Here is a 15,834-nt window from a genome sequence, read left to right on the forward strand (position 1 = left end):
AATTCTATGGTATTCAACTGTAGTTTTTTTAATTTTTCGGTTTCAGGGCTTACCATTTTTGGCAGTGCCCTTAAATCGTTCCGGGTCAATTGTTTTGTTTTTAAATCCAATCTTATTTTTTACAACAGTCCAAAATTAATTGTACTGGGCTTATGCCTGTGTCTCTTTATTGGATTATTTCTACATCAGTTTTCTAAAATCAAAACCAAAATTGGCTCTTTTATAGAAAAAAACAAAGAAAAAGAAATTTCACCCAAAGAGTACCAACTCCATCTTTTGTTCTTTGCAATTTCTATTATTGTAATTGAAATCATTAATGAAATTTTCAAAATAAGACCCCAAAGTCTTTTATATCTTAATTTGTCCATTGGTTTTTCAATACTCTTATTTTACTTTTTAACGCTTAGAGTTTCCTATTTAAGAAATAAAATTTCTGTCGTTTTTATTTCACTATTTTTATTATTTATAGTCTACATTGCCCGCAACATCATCATTCATCCTAATGATATTGTTCCTGTTATTTCCTTTTTAATTACCTTTTATTTTTCCTACAGTGTTCTGAGGCCTATAAAAATTTATTGGTCCTTTGTTGCCGGAGCATTTATTTTTCACATCATCACGCTGGCTTTTGATTTTATTCCGACAAAATCCTCCGTTTTACTTATTACCTTTTGTCTGGTTATTTTTGTTATTAATCAGGTAAAATATGCTATTTTTTTAAACACGCGTGACAGTTTCAGGTTTACCAATGAAATTGTACATAAAGGAAGTTCCCTTACGGTTGCCTCCAATAAAAAAGGCGAACTTATTTTTTGCAGTGAATCCATCACAGAGATACTGGGCTATACCACCGATGAAGTTATGGGACTTGGTTTTTGGAACCTTACTGAAGATTCTGATTTTATTGGTGACCGGTTTTTAGACAGCTATCAGGATAATATTTTGTACACCCGAAAGCTAAAATGTAAAAATGGCGAATACAAATATATACAATGGAAAGACAAACGTTTTTCTGAGGATTTGTTCATTGGAATCGGACAGGATATTACAGAGCAAATTAAAATAACAGACCAGTATAAAAACCTAATCCAGACTGCGGCCGACATTATTTTTGAAATTGACACCGAAGGCAATTTTACGTTTATCAATGAATTTGCTTTTTCTGTTTTAGAATACAATGAAAATGAAGTCATCACGCAAAACTATGCTAACTTTATTCACCCTGATTATCGGAAAAAAGTTGCCGATTTTTATAAAAACCTTGAAGAAAAGGATTTTAATCACGACACTATTGAATTTCCAATTTTAAAGAGAAAAGGCGATGCTATATGGATTTCCCAAAAGGTGATTATCCGTAAAAACGATTTAGGGCAAACTATAGGTTTTGCAGGTATTGCCAGGGACATTACCGAACTAAAAAACAATGAGAACGAAAAAAGAATCAGGCTTGAAAAAATTGAATCTTATACCAATTCTACCAAAAAATTATCGACAACCGATTTTAGCCATTACAGAAGCCTAAACAGCGTAATTGATTTTATCATTAAAGAGGCGGCTGTTTCAAAAGCAAACAGAATCAGTTTCTGGAAATATTTTAATGATACTATTATCTGCAAAAACCTTTACAGCGAAGACCAATCTGATTTGTATTATAAAAACATCCTTGACAAAGCCTCCTTTCCTATTTATTTTGAAACCTTACATAACAAGACGGTCATAAACGCCAGTGATGTATTTAACAAACTGGAAACCTCAGAGTTTCAAAAAGACTACTTTATCAAAAACCGAATCCTGTCAATGCTTGATGTGCCTATTTTTTTTAATGGTAAACTGGCAGGGGTAGTCTGTTTTGAGAGTACTGATAAAAAAAGGCACTGGGATAATGAAGATATTAATTATGCCCGAACAATCGCAGATGTTATCTCGCTTGCCCTTTCATCACAAATGCGTTTGAAAGCAGAACGAAAGCTCGAATTTAAAAGTCAATTATTATCTGCTTTAGCTCTTTGTACCGAGAAATTTTTATTGAGTAAGACTACTGAGGAAATGTTTCAGGAGACCTATAATATTATTGGGAAAGTCGCCAATGCAGACCATATCTATTATTACGAAAAAGATTTTGACACCAATACCATCAGCCAAAAGTATAAATGGTCCAGAGAAAAAAACGCTGATGAAAACATTATTCTTCAAAACTTTACAGAAACCGATCTGAAAGAAATAATTGAAAAGGCACAAAACAAGAAAATCCTAAATACACTTACCCGACAGCTAGAAGACGACAGCTTTTTTAAAAATTTACTTCTTACCCACAACATTAAATCGATATTAATCCTGCCTTTGTATGTGCACGATGTTTTTAGCGGATTTATTGGTTTTGACGACTGCCTTAAGGAACACAAATGGTCTGAAGAAGAAATTTACATTTTTCAAACCCTTGCCAATAACATTTCATCTGCTTTGGAAAGAAACCGTAACCAAACTAAAATTATCGAAAGCGAGGAGAAATTTAAATTAATTGCCGATAATATTCCCGGTACGGTTTATCTTTCTAAATTTGATGCTTTTTCTACCAAAATATTCCTGAATGATCAAATTTTTAATCTTACCGGCTATTCAAAATCCGAATTTCTTGAGACCCACCTTTCTTTTTTGTCCCTCATTCATCCTGATGACAAGGAAGAAGTTCTTGAGAATCAAATTGAAAATTTACAAAAGGGAAAAGCCCTGCACAATACTTACAGAATTAAACGAAAAACGGGTGAGTATATCTGGATTGAAGAATTTGGGGATGTTATTAAAAAGGGAGACGAGATTGAATTTGTTGGCGGCATCTATTTTGATATTACCAATAAAAAGCAAACTGAAGATGCTATAAAAGCAAAACAACTTGCCGAGGCTGCGAATAAATCAAAGTCTGATTTTTTAGCCAATATGTCGCATGAGATCCGAACGCCACTTAACGGTATTATTGGTTTTACCGATTTGCTGATGAAAACTGACCTTGAAGAAATTCAGGAAAAATACATGACTACGATTAACCAGTCGGCACATTCTTTATTGGAAATTATCAATGACATTCTTGATTTTTCTAAAATTGAAGCAGGAAAATTAGACTTGTTTATTGACTTGTACGATATCAATAAAATCGTTGGCCAGGTATTTGACCTGATTGTCTATGAGTCTAATTTAAAAAAGCTGCAGCTTGAACTCCATATAGCTCCTGACGTACCTCAATACATCTGGACAGATATTGTAAGGCTGAAGCAAATTTTAATTAACTTATTGTCTAATGCGGTAAAATTTACGGATAAGGGTTCTATAAGTGTGCATGTTTCTGTTTTAGAGAAAAAAGAAGACGCTATCTGCATCTTGCGCTTTTCTGTAATTGATACCGGTATCGGTATTTTAAAACAAAACAAAAAGAAAATCTTTAACGCGTTTTCACAAGAGGACAGCTCTACGACCCGAAAATTTGGGGGAACCGGTTTGGGGCTTACCATCTCTAACCAATTGCTTGCCCTGATGGAAAGCCGTTTGCAGCTTAAAAGCAAAATAAACGAAGGAAGCACTTTTTATTTTGATCTGGCCCTTAAAACCAGTGATCAAAATACCAGCGAAAGGTACAAAACTGATTTCAATACGTTTAACACTAAAGCTGCTCAAATATCTAATACTCCTAATGCCACCAAATTTACTTTTATGATTGTTGAAGACAACAAAGTAAACATGCTGCTTTTAAAAACCATTATCAAAAACCTCTACTGCAATGCTTCGATCCTTGAGTGCAAAAATGGTTATGAAGCCTTAAAAGTATTTGAAAAAATTACCCCTGACCTTATTTTTATGGACATTCAAATGCCTATTATGAATGGATATGAAACTACAGCGGCGATACGAAATTCTGCAAAAGGAAAACTGATTCCGATTATTGCCGTGACGGCAGGTACAGAAAAGGAAGAACGCAATAAATGCATCGCTTCCGGAATGAACGATTATATCCCGAAACCGATCATGAAAGGTTCTGTTGAAGAGAACCTGATAAAATGGCTGAAATAATTCCTTACTTTTATTCGTGATTTGTTTAAAAAAAAATATAAATTCGTGTTCAGCAAATCTCCAATTAACTTAAATACATCAGCTTATGAAATGGTTAGGCAGAAGAGAAAGTGATAATGTTGAAGACCGACGTTCTGTACCGGGCGGCAAAGCCATTGTTGGCGGCGGTATTATCGGGATTATTATTTTACTGGTCAATGTTTTTGGAGGAGAAAATGCCCGGCTCATTACCCCTATACTGGAGCAGCTGCAAGGCGGACAGCCTCAAACAGAAAACGCTCCCCCCCTGAGTGCCGAAGATGAAAAAATGGGGCGTTTTGTTAAGGTTCTCCTGGCAGACAATGAGGATATCTGGGGAAAACTCTTTGCTGAGAACGGCATGTCGTATCAAAACCCAAAATTAGTACTGTTTCGAGGGGCTGTACAAACAGCCTGTGGCGGGGCTTCCTCGGCATCCGGTCCTTTTTATTGCCCGGGTGACCAAAAAGTGTACATGGATCTTGATTTTTTTGAGGAGCTTAAAACCAAGTTTGGTGCTAAAGGCGGTGATTTTGCCGTTGCTTATGTTATTGCCCACGAAATAGGCCATCATGTACAAACCCTAATGGGTACCTCGGCTAAAATGCGTGAAGCCCAGGAAGGGAAAAGTGAAGCCGAAGCCAATAAACTATCTGTTGCCTTGGAACTACAAGCGGATTTTTATGCCGGTGTGTGGGCTCATTATAATAAAGAACATCTTGATGCCGGAGACATTGAGGAGGCCTTAAGTGCAGCCCATGCTGTTGGGGATGATGCCATACAAAGCAAAATGCAGGGACATGTAGTGCCGGATTCTTTTACCCATGGTACTTCTGAACAACGAATGTACTGGTTTAAAAAAGGATTTAACAGTGGCGATATCCGTCAGGGCAATACATTTGACGAAATACGATAATATTGAAACCAACCATAATTAACCAGTAAAGCATGACTTTAAACAGTCATGCTTTTTTTATATCTAACAACAATGGATCCAACTATCCTTGCTATTATATGAACTAGTTATTAATGGCACTGGAAATTTCACAGCCTTTAAGCTGTTTATTTTATCCAATTATACAACGCACTACATCTTCTATTTTAAGACCAGTATATTCGCAAAATTCCTGAATTGAAATTAGTTGATGATCTTCTTTGTTAAGATGTTTTTTAATCTTCAACAAATACAATCTTGCCTGCGCATATTCTTTTCCCATAATGCATTGTACATCTTTAGGATATATACATACCCTTGTACCTTTTGTTATCACTTTTTTACTATTATATTTTCATACATTTTACGCACTCACCATGCTTTATCCATGCTTTATCCATACAGTATCTATATGCAAAGCATTTATTAGCTAGATTTTGATTTCTTTCTACAAAATTAAAATTATTAAAGATTAATCTTACATATTAAAATATACGATTATATATGTTTTTGTTTGGTTTTTAAATACATCCGTTTGAAATCTGAATTATATAACTGAATCTTTGTCAAAATCATTGGAGATTTAGTTGCAACGATTCGAGATGTATTTGGATAATGAATTAAGTTTTAACATTTAAAAATTAAATATTATGGCAAAACAAAAAGGCATAATTAAATTGAAAGGTACTATAGGAGATATCACTTTCTATAAGTCAAAGGACGGTTATATCGCCAGAGAAAAAGGAGGAATTGATGCCAGTAGAATAGCAACAGACCCTGCTTTTCAAAGAACCCGTGAAAATGGCTCTGAATTTGGTCGTGCAGGTAAAGCAGGTAAAATTTTAAGGATGGCGTTACGATCTGTATTAATAAACTCATCAGACAGTAAGATGGTCAGCAGACTTACGACACAATTTATAAAAGTTATTCAAGCAGATGTAACCAGTGTTAGAGGACTTCGAAATGTTATTGATGGAGAAGCTGAATTACTTTCGGGATTTGAGTTTAATACACAAGGAAAATTAGGTACTATTTTATTTGCCCCTTTTACTGCGACCATAAATCGTGTTTCAGGTGAATTAACTATTAGTTTAAATCCATTTATTCCAATCAATATGATAGCGGCTCCAAGCGGTACAACGCATTATCAAATTATCTCAGCAGGAGCAGAAATTGATTTTGAAAACGAAACTTTCGTTGGTAATAACTCAGAAACAGCTATTTTACCTTGGGATTCAGTAGAGACTGCAGCTATTAATCAAATCAATCCAGTAACAGCTGCCAGTACAAAACCCTTGTTTTTGGCTTTAGGTATTGTCTTTTTCCAACAAATTAACGGGCAAAATTATTCTTTAAAAAATGGAGCCAGTAATCCGTTAGCGTTGGTTCAAGTAAGCGGGTTATAAAATGGTTTTGATATTATCAAGAACTTATTTTCCCAAAGGAACAAATGGTAAACTGGAATGCAATGGTAAATTGATTTGCAATACAATTGAATTGCCATGGAAAGATAATAAACTAAAAGTTTCCTGCATTCCTGAGGGAGAATATTTTATCCAGAAACGATACAGCAAAAAATTTGGATGGCATTTAGAAGTGATGCAGGTTTCGAACCGAAGTTTAATTCTATTCCATCCAGCCAATTATGCCCTTCGAGAACTGCAAGGCTGTATTGCTCCGGTAACAAAACTATCGGGATCCGGCATAGGGCATATGTCAAGAGAAGCCTTTATTAGGCTGAAGAATTTAGTTTATCCCATTTTGAATCAAAATCAAAATGTATTATTAATTATACAATCTTAAAATTATGAATATAGTAAAAAGAGCAAAAGCTCCTACCTCGAAATTTTTCAAAACATTACGTACAGTCGGTTTGTCAATTGCTACCATTGGAGGCACCATTATCAGTGCTCCAATTACACTGCCATTGGGTGTAATTTCTATTGGTGGCTACCTGATTGTTGCTGGCGGTATTTTATCTGCCGTGAGTCAAATAACTACTGTTAATGAGTAACAAAATGACAGTCAGCAACTCCACTTTATCCACAACAGCTAGTGGTACATTTTTAAGTATTCTTCCTAATTTAAATTCAGAAGATGTCTTTAAAACTGTTTTATTAGCCATCATTGGTGCAGTAGTTAGTTTTACTTTATCTTTTATATTTCGAATTTTTACAAAGAAGTACAGAAAATAGTTTAAACCAGTTGAATGTAAAAGCCCATTCCAAATGGAATGGGCTTTTTTAAATCACTTTTTTGCAGTTAAAGAAACAATATGCACCTGACTCCCTTTAAATGAATTGAAAGATGGCTCGTAGTTAATGTATCCTAAACTGTGCAAATTTTTCAGACATTTATGATAAGTTGCCCTTGATCCTATTTTACTAATCCGCATTACCTCATCACGAGAAATACTTATGGGATTTTTAAAAAGATTAGAATTCCAAAATTGGAATAATACCATGTATAGGCTAATATGTGTTGGATTTAATGTTTTATCATCTGAAATTTTTTCAAAAAATCCTGATAAGTGTTTACTGTAATTCATTTTGCAATTTACTATTTGAAAACTTATTCGTTTTAGTTAAAGTTGTTATTTGAAATTATTTATTTTGGAGAAATTCTATCCGATCGATATTCCGAAGGAGAAATTGCCATATGTTTTTTAAAAAAAGTACAAAAGGCGGAGATATTACTAAACTGCAGCTTTTGTGAGATGCCTGTTATTGATACCTCATTCTCTCTAAGCATTTTTTTAGCTTCTACAATTATTATTTCTGCTATTAATGCTTTTATTGTCCTGCCTGTTTTTTGTTTGACAATTTTATTAAGATAACCCGGAGTAACACATAAAGATTCAGCATAAAAATTAACCGTATGCTCTTTTATTCCCTTATTTGATAACAGCAACAGGAAATGTAGTATTAAACTATCTCTATTAGAAAAACCTAAATTATTCTCATTCTCATATTTACTACATACGATTGCCAGTTCATAAAAAAAGAAATCAACTCCTACTTTCATCAATCCACTTTTAATTCCATTATTCTCACTTTCATTTTTTAAGATACAGATAAGCCTGCTCATAAGTGACAGGACTAAGAAATCTGTTTCATTAAGTGAAATCTTGTGCATATTTCTTTTCATGAAAAGATATAATAATCCAATAATTTCCTTTTTAATAAAATTTTTAAAGGCAAAATTGGAAGTGAAAGAAATTATAAATATTTCTAACTTTCTACTACTTCCCATCTGAACGCAAATCGAGTTTTCGGGAATCATTATTATGTCACTTGCTATTAGATTTAAAATTATTTCCTGAACCTCTATTTTAAAATTACCTGATTTTATCAGTAAAATTGAAAATCTATGCGTTACAAAAGACGTGTCCAGCGTATTTATTTTATACTTCCTGATCTGATTGATATCAAAACCAAAAGATGAAGCTTCTTTATCTTCTCTATTAATAAAATCTTGTATCATTGATTAGAAATTAATATCTGAAAATATTTCAAACCTAGTTAGGCTATGTAGAAAGATGCTAAAGTCAGCCCTCAATTTTACTATTATTAAAGCTATAATCCTGAAGGCTGAAATAGTTTTTTTTTATAAAACCTGTTAAAATCTAACGCAAAGAAATCAGGTTATTTATCAGTACAATAAACGTTACAATAGAAACTTCTCTTTGCTGTACAAATGCTTGTTTCTTTTTATTTGTCATTGCTTTTTCCCAATCCCTGTCCTTACGTCCTGATTCTTTACTCACCAGAAGTTGCGAGATAGAGACAAGAGATAATACCACTTTTTTATCTTCTTCATTTAATATCTCATTTTGAATCACTTCCAATTCATAAGTACTTATATCGTTAGAGAAATTTGTTTGTTTATCAGCCGATGTTTCCAATAAAAGACTTGTTAATTCCAGCAGGCTCTCCTGCACAGCAAAACTAATATTCTGTTTCTGTATCATTTGCTCTAAATTTCCTTTTGGATCTTTTAATATATCTGGAACTATTGTATTTACAGCCCGTACATTATCATTTACCAACTGCTTTTGAATGATAGCTTCTATAGCTTTAATTTGTAATGTTAATTCTTCTACTGTTTCAGGAAAACCATCTTTGTTTCTATATGAATTAATGATTTCATAATATTTTTTTGCCTGTGTATCAGATATATTCCTACCATTTTGTACAACAAAATCGCTATTTTCTTTCCGACTTTTAGCGTCTGAATTTTGAATTACAGTATCTGTAGTACAAGAGACTATACACAATAAGTAAACAATAGTACATAATATGTTTTTTTTCATGATTAATGTGATTTGAATGTCAATGAGAATTTCTTCTCAGTTCATTTCACCCAGGTTAGCAGAACTTTTGTTTCGCACTATGCTTAACTTCTTTTGCTTTGAATTCAACGCAAATCTATTTTTTAACACTATTTCCCGCAACTGTAAGTGTTCTTGTTTTCCGTATTTACTATATTGATTTCACGGAAATCCATACTCTTTTTTTTGTAAAAATTTACTCATAATACTAAGATTTGATTACATTTGAATATAGCATCTACGCCACAATCTTCAACGCCCTATGAATCTAAATTACTTACTCCTGCTTTTATTGTGGGTATCTTTTCCCCTATCTGCACAGCATCATTCGCAAACAGTTCCCGATTCCTTAAAAAATAAAGATTATGATTATTTAGATGACAGAATTTATCATTTTAGAAAAGACAGTTCTAAAGCGGCAATTTATTTGTACACTTATCTTGATAAAGCTAAACATGAAAAAAATTTGAATGAACTTGTTAATGCCTATCAAAACATACTACATCAATCTCCTGATAAATTGCGAATTGTATATGCAGATTCTATGATTTATACTTCAAAAAAAAGTCATGACAATGCTTTAATAGGTTCTGCGTACTTATCAAAAGGTATGCTTTATTATGTATTTAAAAACCACCATAATGCTTTAGATTACTATATCTTAGCAAATAACTACATATCGAAAACAAAAAACCAATACCTCATCTATAAAGTAAAATATCAAATTGCTCAGATCAAATATTATTTAGGATTTTATGATGAAGCACTTTCCTTGTTTAAACAATGTTTGGATTATTACAAACGTCGGGGGCATGAAGATGAAATACGACCTTATCTTAATTCTATCCATTCACTAGGAGCATGTTACAATAGAACTGGAAATTATGGTTTATGTTCTCAAACCAATACATTAGGATTAATAGAAGGCAAGAGATTACAAAATCAAGAAATAGATTGCTATTTTTTTCATTCTGAAGGTATCAATCAATATTTTAAAAATAACTACAGTCTTGCAATACAAAAAATTTCACGGTCTTTATCCGGAATAGCACAAAATGAAGATTTTGCAAATGAATCTGTAGGTCGATTTTATATTGGTAAAAGCTATATGGCATTACATCTGCACGAAAAAGCATTACCCTATTTTTTACAAGTAGATGCAACCTTTAATAAAAAAAGATATTTACGAACCGATCAAAGAGAAGTTTATGAACTTCTTATTAACTATTATAAAAACAAAAATGATTTAAAAAAGCAATTGTATTTTATCAACCAATTACTCAAAGCAGATAAGCTGCTTACTTCAACCTACAGCTATTTGATCCGTAAAATTCATAAAGAATATGATACTAAAGAATTAATAACTGAAAGAAAATATATAAAAGAGCAACTTTCAAAACGCAAAACATACGACACTATTTTATTAATTATCAGCACAATGCTATTATTAAGCCTGCTATTTCTTATATATCGCCATTACAGCAATCAAAAGATTTATCAGAAAAAATATCAAGAATTGATGCTTGAATTACAGAACGGAAATAAAGACAAAATAAAAAAGGATAAGCCGAGCCTATTAGGAATTAATATAGAATCTGTTGCCAACGTACTTAAGCAATTGGAAAAATTTGAGCGTGATAAAAAATTTTTAGAAAAAGAACTCACCCTTGTTAAACTTTCAGCTGCCTTTAACTCGAATACGAAGTATTTGTCTCAAATTATTTATCATTATCGTGAAAAGGGTTTTGTTGAGTATATCAATGATTTGAAAGTTGATTATTTAATTTCACTATTAAAAACTGACAGAAAAATCCGAAACTACACCAACAAGGCTTTAGCAGAAGAAGCAGGCTTTACCACAACTCAGCGTTTTGTCAATGCCTTTTATTCCAGAACCGGAATGCCTACCTCCTATTTTATAGAGAAAATAAAAAAGACTGATTCATAATATTTTTAGAATCTCAGACTAATTAAATACATCAAATTAATGTAATGGTATTATTCAGATTATTGTTTTAAATATAATTCAAAACAATGTTTTTTCTTTTTATTTGACTTTATTTGCTGGAACAGATTGCAAATCTGCACGATCAGGATTTCTACACCCCCAACTAAACTTTAGCTATTATACGATGTCTTTTATAATTTTTTCAATACGTGTTCAATATTAATTTTTAGTTGAGTTTCAAAAGTATTCCAATCTTTATAAACTCTTACTGATGCTTCTTTAACTGTTATGTCGTGAATTCTTCTTAGATTTATTACAATTAATGATAGACTATTATTAATGGATTGGGTTGTTTTGAATTCCAGAAAGTTAGGAATTTTATAAGTATCAATAAATCCTCTCTTGATATTATGTTTCAACTCATTAATGTTATCATTCCAAAATTTATAGTTTTTTTTATCAGCATCAGTATATTCATCTTTTGAGTTTTTCATTTTCCACAAATTGTAATCATCGACACATTTATCAAACACTTCTCTATTAATAATAGCAAAGTCTAAATCACTTTTTTCAGAAAATTCTCTACCGTAATTTTGGGGATCAATAGCAAATCCTGTTTTTGCACTGCCAACTAAAACTATCTGAGTTTTGTGAAGCGTAAATCTATCGGCAATGTATTGAGTTATTTGTTCATATACTATCGGCTTTTTCTTAAATGCGTAACAAAAGTTGCTTATGATTAATAAGTTGAGTAAAGATTTTTTTTCTTTTTCTCTTAAACCAAAATAATTGTCTTTTAAAAAATTAGATTTTTCAATTTGTTCAAGAGGTTTGTCGCACTCTTTTGAGGTTTGAAGATAATCAATAATATTAACCATTGTTGTTATGTTGTTTTATAATATATTTAGTTCTTATATTTATTTGTATACTCCTTTTTGGTGATTCAGATTTTGGTTCAGGATATTTTAAACGAGATATTATAGAAGCACATACATAATCGCTAAGTATGCTATTTAAACTTAAATTAAAGGTATCTAATGTCATCTCTAGCCCTTGCTTTTCAGTTCCATAATATGCTAATTTTAGATATAATAATGCAATTTCTTTTTTAGATAAAATTCTCTTTAATTGAGTAGCTAAAATAATTTCTTTTAATTTTCTTTTAAAAGTTCTTTTATATTGATCAGTAAGAACTCGTACTAATTGTTGCTCAATTGTACTTGCTCCTTCTTTTTTTGAATAAAATAATCTATTTCTTATTGCTCTAGTAATAGCTATTATATCAAACCCAGGATGACTATAAAACCTTCTATCTTCTCCAATAATTAAGAATTCTATTAGTTTATCTAGGTTAGGTAAATTAGAATATTTGTTAATGTTACCTCTTTCGTTACTTACAATGTGTTTTATTTTCACAAAGTCTGATTCTATTTCTCTAAGTATCAATTTGACGTGAGTTCTGTTAATATATCGTACAACGTTTGCGACTATACGAAGTATCTTCTCTACGTCGCTTCACAAATAATAGCTAAAATAGCCAAATTTTTTAATTTGTACTGTTTTATCAAAAAAAACGGAATGCATTTCGCATAGCCGGTGTTTGGGTAGATACTGATTATTTACAATCTCAGTAATGAAGTTGCATAGACTACTCTTATCTTTTTTTTGACACAATCTAAATCAATAAAACCAAATTGTAAAAAACAGTTTAAAGTCTCCGACTTTAAACTGTTTTTAATTTACATGACATTAAAAAAATTGTGCAAAGTCAAAGACATTTACGTAGCGTTAGAATGGAACACTTCGGAGAGTTTTTTTTTTAGTAGTTCCAATAAGTTTCTGGTGATGATGCTGTTGAATTCATTTCTCCATTAACTAGCATTTTCAAAAGTTTAAATGAATGTTGATATCTGTCTTTCACATCTTTAATTCCTAAAGATATGTTCCATCCAGAGTCATTAACCGTTGTTTCAAAATCTTCTTGATTCTTAAATTCTAACATGTTTGTTTCAGAAAGTATTTTCATGGCTCTTTTTCTCATCTCATGTAGATTAGAACCAGTTAAATAATTATCTATTGCATCTATTTTTTTAATAATCACATTAATCAATTCAATTAAAATTGCTTTTCTTTCATCTGTTTTAATAAACTCATTAAGCCTCATTGACATTCCGCCATAAATCATCGGTAATGATTCCAATGCTAACTCATTTTTGTATTCATTAATCCATTCTATTGAATCAAGATTTTGTATTTCAATTTCATTTATCAAACAAAGTTGCATGGCTTCGACAAAACCATCTTTTGCCCAATATCCTATATCTTCAATTTTTATAAAACTACTCGCCATATTTTTGGTTTAAACTTTCGGCCAACTTATTTTATATACGTTACAAAGTAGTGCCAATCTACCCCAAATTGGGTGTATATAAGAATGTTTGTTTCGTGTTATATATCTTCAAAAATAACCAAAAAAGATTACAAAGCATCAAAGAATATTTAGTTACCTCTACTCCTTCTCAATAAAGAATGGAACACTTCGGGGAGCTGGTTTTTTTTATTCTTTGTAACAATTTAACTTTAGATTTTCTTGATTGATTTCTAAGGAAAAATTTCCAACACTATTAATTAATTTTTCAATTTCTTTCAAATCTTGTAAAGTATTTTTGTTTCGATTAACAATTTCGGGAAAAATAATAAACTCAATTTCTTTAAATGTTAACCAACCACCAAGTGAATTGCAACCTTCAAAACCATTTTGCCAATAGTCAAAACCAAATGTAGTGTCTTCGTCTAAGTATAATTCACCAATTTGGTCGTTTTGAACTTTTTTAAATTCGACTTTTAAAATCAGACTAGTATTTTGAACGAACTTGTCAATAAGTTTTACCCACTTTGAGTTTGACATCATATGTTGAGAGAATTTTGAAATAGATTTTTCAACTTCTCTTTCTATTTGGTTATCATGTCTTTTAGTTTTATTCGTTCTCATAAAATTACTGGTAACGTTTTGCAGATTTGCGATGTGCGGGATTTTTACCACTGAACTTTATGCGGAGCACTGAACTTTCGGCTACCACTAAACTGTCTGCGGAGCACGAAACCCCGCCTATTGCAAATGTGCTGTTATAAGCTGGGTTTTCTATACGGTCAAGTTTATTTCGCATTTTTCACAAGTTCTTTTGTCGTGTCAGCCATTGATTTTATTGTGTCCAATGCAGTTGTAGATTTAATTTTGTCGCCACTAACAGGTTTGTCGTCAATTGGTGTTTTGTAAATTCCCAAAACAGCTTCCATTATTAATTTGTCTTTATTTTCAGGGCTTGTTAGTCGTCCAGCATAAGCGTCAATTGTCAATGCAACCGCGGATTTAAAAGCATACTCTTCTTGGAAGTTTCTTTCTTTCCGATACTGGTTAATTGCAAAGAACAATAAGAAAATTGCAGGAATTGATTTTAATGAATTAACAGCAAATGCTTGCCACCAAAGATTTATGTCTGTAATGTCACGCTGATAATAGAATAAAAAGAAAATCCAAACTATTGTCGCAACTGCCATAACAGGAACTGCCCAACGCCAAAAAATTACAGGCTTTTCCAATTCGTCCTTTCTGAACTTGAATGTTTTGAAAAGATTAGCCCCGACTTCTTGTCCAATTAGATTTTGTAGATATACAATTCGCTCTTCAAAAAATTCTCTTTTACCTTCCACAAATTTCAGATGCTCAGCGTTGTCAGCTATCTGTTTCTTAAACTCGTCAATTTGTCCAAGAATAGTTTTTATGTTTGAAGTTAGGTCAGTATTTGTTTTGTTGTATAAAGCTTCAAGGTCTAAAAGCTTTTTGTCTGCTTGAACTTTAGTTGTTTCTTGTTGTTCAACAATGGTTGTCAGCCTTGTTGATTGTTCAGTGCTTTTAGTGAGTAAGTCGTTGATTTGATTTGACTGTGTAGTGCTTGTTGTAAGACTTGCGGTAATTGAAGCCAACTCGTCTGTTTTTTGACTAATTAAAGTTTGAATTTCTTTTTTGTTTGTTTCAAGTTCTGCGTTTAAGGTTTGAACTTCTTTAAGTTTGTTTTCAATGTTGATTTCTAAAAGTCCAAGTTTTTCAGATAGTTTGCTTATGTTATTGGTCGTATGCTCAGATTGTCTTTTTGAAGATTTATTGTAAAAGCCATTTTCGACTTGATAACTTATAAGCCAGAATAAAATGTTTTCTGCTGCTGCAAAATTGTCCCCGTTTAAGTTTGCAAAATATCCTTGAATTTGTCCGTCAACATTTGCTTGTCCAAGTTGAACATTTGTAAATGTAAAAGGTAAAATAATGTAATTATCTCTGTCTTGAAGCTCGGATATAAATTGTCCAAATACCCGTTTTGATAAATGCAAAAACTCTTGTAATGATAATTGAGTTATCACAATATTTTCAAGGTCTGTCCTGTCAGGATAAACTCGTTTGATTACAGTTTCAAAGTCAAAACTTTCAATTTGTTGAGCTTGTCCAATTACTGTCTGTGCTTGTTGTTGGTTCATTGCTGTGTCGGTTTT

Annotated in this window: 16 protein-coding genes; 6 read left to right on the top strand and 10 right to left on the bottom strand. The window is 32.0% G+C overall.

Annotated features, from left to right (window positions below):
• Window positions 1-6 precede the first annotated feature (6 nt).
• Together FLV_RS07080 and FLV_RS07085 are read left to right on the top strand one after the other, a co-directional pair.
• Window positions 7-4,059, top strand: a complete 4,053-nt coding sequence (locus FLV_RS07080) for a PAS domain S-box protein (protein ID WP_243232297.1) — start codon at window positions 7-9, stop codon at window positions 4,057-4,059.
• Between the two features lie 85 nt (window positions 4,060-4,144).
• Window positions 4,145-4,993 (top strand): neutral zinc metallopeptidase, encoded by an 849-nt coding sequence (locus FLV_RS07085; RefSeq protein WP_243232300.1) that lies wholly within the window; start codon window positions 4,145-4,147, stop codon window positions 4,991-4,993.
• A gap of 151 nt (window positions 4,994-5,144) precedes the next feature.
• Here FLV_RS07085 and FLV_RS07090 read toward each other — a convergent pair whose 3' ends face one another.
• Window positions 5,145-5,294 carry a hypothetical protein gene (locus FLV_RS07090; protein WP_262916413.1) on the bottom strand — a complete coding sequence of 50 codons (150 nt, stop codon included), beginning with the start codon at window positions 5,292-5,294 and terminating at the stop codon, window positions 5,145-5,147.
• Between the two features lie 367 nt (window positions 5,295-5,661).
• Here FLV_RS07090 and FLV_RS07095 point away from each other — a divergent pair, with 367 nt between their 5' ends.
• Genes FLV_RS07095 through FLV_RS07105 form a run of 3 tightly spaced genes read left to right on the top strand, consistent with a single transcriptional unit; the run spans window position 5,662 to window position 7,025 of the window.
• Complete coding sequence (locus tag FLV_RS07095) at window positions 5,662-6,417, top strand: hypothetical protein (protein ID WP_243232311.1); 756 nt, start codon at window positions 5,662-5,664, stop codon at window positions 6,415-6,417.
• A 1-nt stretch (window position 6,418) separates the two neighbouring features.
• The gene (locus tag FLV_RS07100) at window positions 6,419-6,814 is read left to right on the top strand and encodes a DUF5675 family protein (RefSeq protein ID WP_243232313.1); all 396 of its coding nucleotides are present in this window, start codon (window positions 6,419-6,421) and stop codon (window positions 6,812-6,814) included.
• A gap of 4 nt (window positions 6,815-6,818) precedes the next feature.
• Entirely contained in the window at window positions 6,819-7,025 is a 207-nt protein-coding gene (locus FLV_RS07105) for a hypothetical protein (RefSeq protein ID WP_243232314.1), read from the top strand.
• Window positions 7,026-7,259: 234 nt separating this feature from the next.
• Here the strand turns inward: FLV_RS07105 and FLV_RS07110 are convergent, their stop codons facing one another.
• The 3 genes from FLV_RS07110 to FLV_RS07120 form a co-directional block, all read right to left on the bottom strand.
• Entirely contained in the window at window positions 7,260-7,559 is a 300-nt protein-coding gene (locus FLV_RS07110) for a hypothetical protein (RefSeq protein ID WP_243232315.1), read from the bottom strand.
• A 59-nt stretch (window positions 7,560-7,618) separates the two neighbouring features.
• Entirely contained in the window at window positions 7,619-8,494 is an 876-nt protein-coding gene (locus FLV_RS07115; RefSeq protein ID WP_243232316.1) for a helix-turn-helix domain-containing protein, read from the bottom strand.
• 142 nt (window positions 8,495-8,636) lie between these two features.
• A complete protein-coding gene (locus tag FLV_RS07120) occupies window positions 8,637-9,323 on the bottom strand; it encodes a hypothetical protein (RefSeq protein ID WP_243232317.1) in 687 nt (228 codons plus the stop codon).
• Between the two features lie 484 nt (window positions 9,324-9,807).
• Between FLV_RS07120 and FLV_RS07125 the strand changes: the two genes are divergently transcribed.
• Window positions 9,808-11,289, top strand: a complete 1,482-nt coding sequence (locus FLV_RS07125; protein ID WP_243232318.1) for an AraC family transcriptional regulator — start codon at window positions 9,808-9,810, stop codon at window positions 11,287-11,289.
• A gap of 191 nt (window positions 11,290-11,480) precedes the next feature.
• Here the strand turns inward: FLV_RS07125 and FLV_RS07130 are convergent, their stop codons facing one another.
• The 6 genes from FLV_RS07130 to FLV_RS07155 all read right to left on the bottom strand — a co-directional run bounded on the left by FLV_RS07130 (window position 11,481) and on the right by FLV_RS07155 (window position 15,819).
• The gene (locus FLV_RS07130) at window positions 11,481-12,167 is read right to left on the bottom strand and encodes a hypothetical protein (RefSeq protein WP_243232320.1); all 687 of its coding nucleotides are present in this window, start codon (window positions 12,165-12,167) and stop codon (window positions 11,481-11,483) included.
• Window positions 12,160-12,735, bottom strand: a complete 576-nt coding sequence (locus tag FLV_RS07135; RefSeq protein WP_243232321.1) for a biosynthetic peptidoglycan transglycosylase — start codon at window positions 12,733-12,735, stop codon at window positions 12,160-12,162. Before FLV_RS07135 ends, FLV_RS07130 begins: the two co-directional genes overlap by 8 nt.
• Before the next feature lie 373 nt (window positions 12,736-13,108).
• Window positions 13,109-13,639: a hypothetical protein gene (locus FLV_RS07140; protein ID WP_243232322.1), complete on the bottom strand. Its 531-nt coding sequence runs from the start codon at window positions 13,637-13,639 to the stop codon at window positions 13,109-13,111.
• A gap of 207 nt (window positions 13,640-13,846) precedes the next feature.
• Entirely contained in the window at window positions 13,847-14,281 is a 435-nt protein-coding gene (locus FLV_RS07145) for a hypothetical protein (protein WP_243232323.1), read from the bottom strand.
• A 4-nt stretch (window positions 14,282-14,285) separates the two neighbouring features.
• A complete protein-coding gene (locus FLV_RS07150) occupies window positions 14,286-14,456 on the bottom strand; it encodes a hypothetical protein (RefSeq protein ID WP_243232324.1) in 171 nt (56 codons plus the stop codon).
• Window positions 14,446-15,819, bottom strand: coding sequence for a hypothetical protein (locus FLV_RS07155; protein WP_243232325.1), 1,374 nt, complete (start codon window positions 15,817-15,819; stop codon window positions 14,446-14,448). The genes FLV_RS07150 and FLV_RS07155 overlap by 11 nt, the downstream gene beginning before the upstream one ends.
• Window positions 15,820-15,834 lie beyond the last annotated feature (15 nt).

It is taken from the genome of Flavobacterium pectinovorum, from assembly GCF_022802975.1.
Classification (GTDB): domain Bacteria; phylum Bacteroidota; class Bacteroidia; order Flavobacteriales; family Flavobacteriaceae; genus Flavobacterium; species Flavobacterium pectinovorum_B.

What these genes read in the sequence shown, in the direction of transcription:
- FLV_RS07145 (WP_243232323.1), bottom strand. Translation starts at nt 14,281, where the DNA reads ATGAGAACGAATAAAACTAAAAGACATGATAACCAAATAGAAAGAGAA.
- FLV_RS07100 (WP_243232313.1), top strand. Translation starts at nt 6,419, where the DNA reads ATGGTTTTGATATTATCAAGAACTTATTTTCCCAAAGGAACAAATGGT.
- FLV_RS07105 (WP_243232314.1), top strand. Translation starts at nt 6,819, where the DNA reads ATGAATATAGTAAAAAGAGCAAAAGCTCCTACCTCGAAATTTTTCAAA.
- FLV_RS07130 (WP_243232320.1), bottom strand. Translation starts at nt 12,167, where the DNA reads ATGGTTAATATTATTGATTATCTTCAAACCTCAAAAGAGTGCGACAAA.
- FLV_RS07120 (WP_243232317.1), bottom strand. Translation starts at nt 9,323, where the DNA reads ATGAAAAAAAACATATTATGTACTATTGTTTACTTATTGTGTATAGTC.
- FLV_RS07110 (WP_243232315.1), bottom strand. Translation starts at nt 7,559, where the DNA reads ATGAATTACAGTAAACACTTATCAGGATTTTTTGAAAAAATTTCAGAT.
- FLV_RS07095 (WP_243232311.1), top strand. Translation starts at nt 5,662, where the DNA reads ATGGCAAAACAAAAAGGCATAATTAAATTGAAAGGTACTATAGGAGAT.
- FLV_RS07150 (WP_243232324.1), bottom strand. Translation starts at nt 14,456, where the DNA reads ATGCGAAATAAACTTGACCGTATAGAAAACCCAGCTTATAACAGCACA.
- FLV_RS07090 (WP_262916413.1), bottom strand. Translation starts at nt 5,294, where the DNA reads ATGGGAAAAGAATATGCGCAGGCAAGATTGTATTTGTTGAAGATTAAA.
- FLV_RS07140 (WP_243232322.1), bottom strand. Translation starts at nt 13,639, where the DNA reads ATGGCGAGTAGTTTTATAAAAATTGAAGATATAGGATATTGGGCAAAA.
- FLV_RS07155 (WP_243232325.1), bottom strand. Translation starts at nt 15,819, where the DNA reads ATGAACCAACAACAAGCACAGACAGTAATTGGACAAGCTCAACAAATT.
- FLV_RS07085 (WP_243232300.1), top strand. Translation starts at nt 4,145, where the DNA reads ATGAAATGGTTAGGCAGAAGAGAAAGTGATAATGTTGAAGACCGACGT.
- FLV_RS07080 (WP_243232297.1), top strand. Translation starts at nt 7, where the DNA reads ATGGTATTCAACTGTAGTTTTTTTAATTTTTCGGTTTCAGGGCTTACC.
- FLV_RS07115 (WP_243232316.1), bottom strand. Translation starts at nt 8,494, where the DNA reads ATGATACAAGATTTTATTAATAGAGAAGATAAAGAAGCTTCATCTTTT.